The organism is Kitasatospora sp. NPDC091257 (assembly GCF_044757675.1).
GTDB lineage: Bacteria > Actinomycetota > Actinomycetes > Streptomycetales > Streptomycetaceae > Kitasatospora > Kitasatospora lactacystinica.
Genome location: NZ_JBIVVI010001284.1, coordinates 1 through 2,466 on the forward strand (window position 1 = coordinate 1; position 2,466 = coordinate 2,466).

4 protein-coding genes are annotated in these 2,466 nt (G+C 73.7%); all 4 read left to right on the forward strand.

Going from position 1 to position 2,466, the window contains the following annotated elements; translation table 11 throughout:
• Positions 1-70: 70 nt before the first annotated feature.
• Entirely contained in the window at positions 71-313 is a 243-nt protein-coding gene (locus tag ACIQOV_RS37355) for a DUF2188 domain-containing protein (RefSeq protein ID WP_401055236.1), read from the forward strand.
• A gap of 5 nt (positions 314-318) precedes the next feature.
• A complete protein-coding gene (locus ACIQOV_RS37360; protein ID WP_401055237.1) occupies positions 319-477 on the forward strand; it encodes a hypothetical protein in 159 nt (52 codons plus the stop codon).
• Between the two features lie 246 nt (positions 478-723).
• Positions 724-1,551, forward strand: coding sequence for a MerR family transcriptional regulator (locus ACIQOV_RS37365; RefSeq protein ID WP_401055238.1), 828 nt, complete (start codon positions 724-726; stop codon positions 1,549-1,551).
• 45 nt (positions 1,552-1,596) lie between these two features.
• The coding region (locus ACIQOV_RS37370) for an MFS transporter (RefSeq protein ID WP_401055239.1) at positions 1,597-2,466 on the forward strand (870 nt) is incomplete at its 3' end.

Genomic DNA, 2,466 nt, shown 5'->3' on the forward strand with positions numbered 1-2,466 from the left:
CTACCCCGCCGTAGCCCGGCTACCAAGGGGCATCCGCCGTACGTGGTGCACGCCTCAGAGGGGATAGCCCATGGCCGGCAGGCCCAAGACCGCACACGTGACGCAGCGTCCGGACGGCGCGTGGCAGGCGAAGTACGAGGGTGCCGCGCGAGCAATCGCCGTCACGTCCACCCAGGCGGAGGCCGACCAGCGCGCCGCCGCTGCTGTTCGTAACGCTGGCGGAGGTGAGGTTGTTCGCCACCGCCGGGACGGCTCGATCGGCGATAAGCGCACGATCAAGCCCGGCAATGACCCGTTCCCCCCGAAGGGCTGACCGCGATGGCCAAGTACAAGATCAACGCTGGGTATAGCGAAGCCCGCACCGTGGAGGCCGAGTCGTACAGGGTGGAGGGGGACTTCATCCACTTCACGGATGGCGAGGGGAGCCGAGTGCTCACCCTCCGCGCCAGCCAGGTCTACGTGATCGAGCGGGAGTAGCTCATCCCGGTCCTGGGCCAGCTGTGGGCCATGACTAAGAAGTGGCAACGTTGATAGGGCGTCACCCCTGGTCAGGACCGTTGCGGGTGGTACGACGGAATTGTTCTTGAAAACTGTCGTGCGGTGACCCCGTACCGTGGGTTCGAATCCCACGCTCTCCGCCGGTAGGAGAACCACCCGCCCTCGGTGTTTCCCGGACGGCCGGGTTGACCCTGACACGGTGGCAGGGGATGGAGTGGGCGCATCATGTTGAACATCGGAGACTTCGCCAGCCACGGCCGGGTGTCGGTACGGATGCTGCGCCACTACGACGCGATCGGGCTGCTGCGGCCCGCCCGGGTGGACCCGGTCAGCGGGTACCGCTCCTACGAGGCGTCCCAACTGGCCCGGCTCAACCGGGTGATCGCGCTCAAGGAGCTCGGCTTCACCCTGCAGCAGGTGCGCGCCGTCCTGGACGAGCAGGTGGACGCGGCCGAACTGCGCGGCATGCTGCGGCTGCGGCGGGCCCAGCTCGCCGAGGCGATCGCCGCCGACGAGCTGCGGCTGGCCCGGGTGGAGGCGAGGCTCCGGACGATCGAGAGCGAGGGGACCATGTCCGCACACGATGTCGTGGTGAAGCGGGTGCCGTCCGTCCGGGTGGCCCAACTGGCCGGTGCGGCCACGAGTTACGAGCCGGAGGACATCGGCCCGGTGATCGGGCCGCTGTTCGCCGAACTGTGCCGGAGGCTGGCCGCGGCCGGGGTCGAGGCGGCCGGCCCGTCCGTCGCCCGCTACCAGGACGCGCCGGAGGGCAACGGCTCGGTGCTGGTCCTGGTGGCCGTCCCGGTGGGCCCGTCGGTGCGGCCGGGTGAGCACGACTTCGAGGTGCTCGACCTGCCGCCGATCGAGGAGGCGGCGACGATCGTGCACCGCGGTCCGATGGACGACGTGCTGGGCACCGGCCAGGAACTGGCCCGCTTCATCGAGGAGAACGGCTACCGCTCGGCCGGCTACGCCCGGGAGCTGTACCTGGAGTGCCCGGAGGACCGGGCCGGGTGGGTCACCGAGCTGCAGGAGCCGGTGGTCCGGCGGTAGCCGCGCTTGCCCTCGACCGGGTCGAGGGCCCTAGCGTCGCCCGGCATGACCACTGCCACTGCCACTGCCACTGTCGCTCCGCGGGCCGCGCTGCCGCGGAGGTACCTGCTCTGGCTGGCCGGTGTCCAGGCCGGACTGCTGGGTGACGCCGCGCTGTACTTCGCCCTCGGCTGGGCCGCCTCCGCGCACGGCGGCGGCGCGGCCGGGCTGGTCCTGACGGCGATCACGGTGCCGCGCACCGCGCTGGTCCTGCTGGGCGGCGCGGTCGCGGACCGCTTCGGCGCCCGGCGGGTGATGCTCGCCGGGGACACGGTGATGCTGGTCGCGACCGGTGTGCTGGCCCTGGTGGCGGCCTCCTGGGGGACGCCGCTGTGGCTGCTGGTCGCGGCGGCGGCCGTGATCGGGACGGTCGACGCCTTCCACCTCCCGGCCGGCGGTTCGATGCCCCGCCGGCTGGTGCCCGCGGACCGGCTGCCCCGGGCGCTCGCCCTGCGGCAGGCCGGCGGGCAGAGCGCCGTCCTGCTCGGCGCACCGCTGGGCGGCCTGCTGGTCGCGGCCGGCGGGCTGTCCGGCGCGGCGCTGGCGGACGCGGCGAGTTTCGGGGTCGTGCTGCTGGTTCTGCTGCGGGTGCGGCCCCCGGAGGACGGGCCGTCCGGTCCGCGGGCGGGACTGCTCCGCGAGGCGGCGTCCGGCGTCCGGCTCGCCGTGGCCGACCCGCTGCTGCGGGCCGCCCTGCTGCTCACCGGCGCTGCGGCCGGGGCGCTGCTGCCGGTGGTGTCACTGCTCGGTCCGCTGCTCGCCCGGGCGCACGGCTGGGCGGCCGGGACGGCGGGACTGGTGGGCGGCGGCCAGGCGGCCGGGGTGCTGGCGGTGGCCGGCCTGATCGCCCGGCGGGGCACCTTGCCCCGGGCGGGG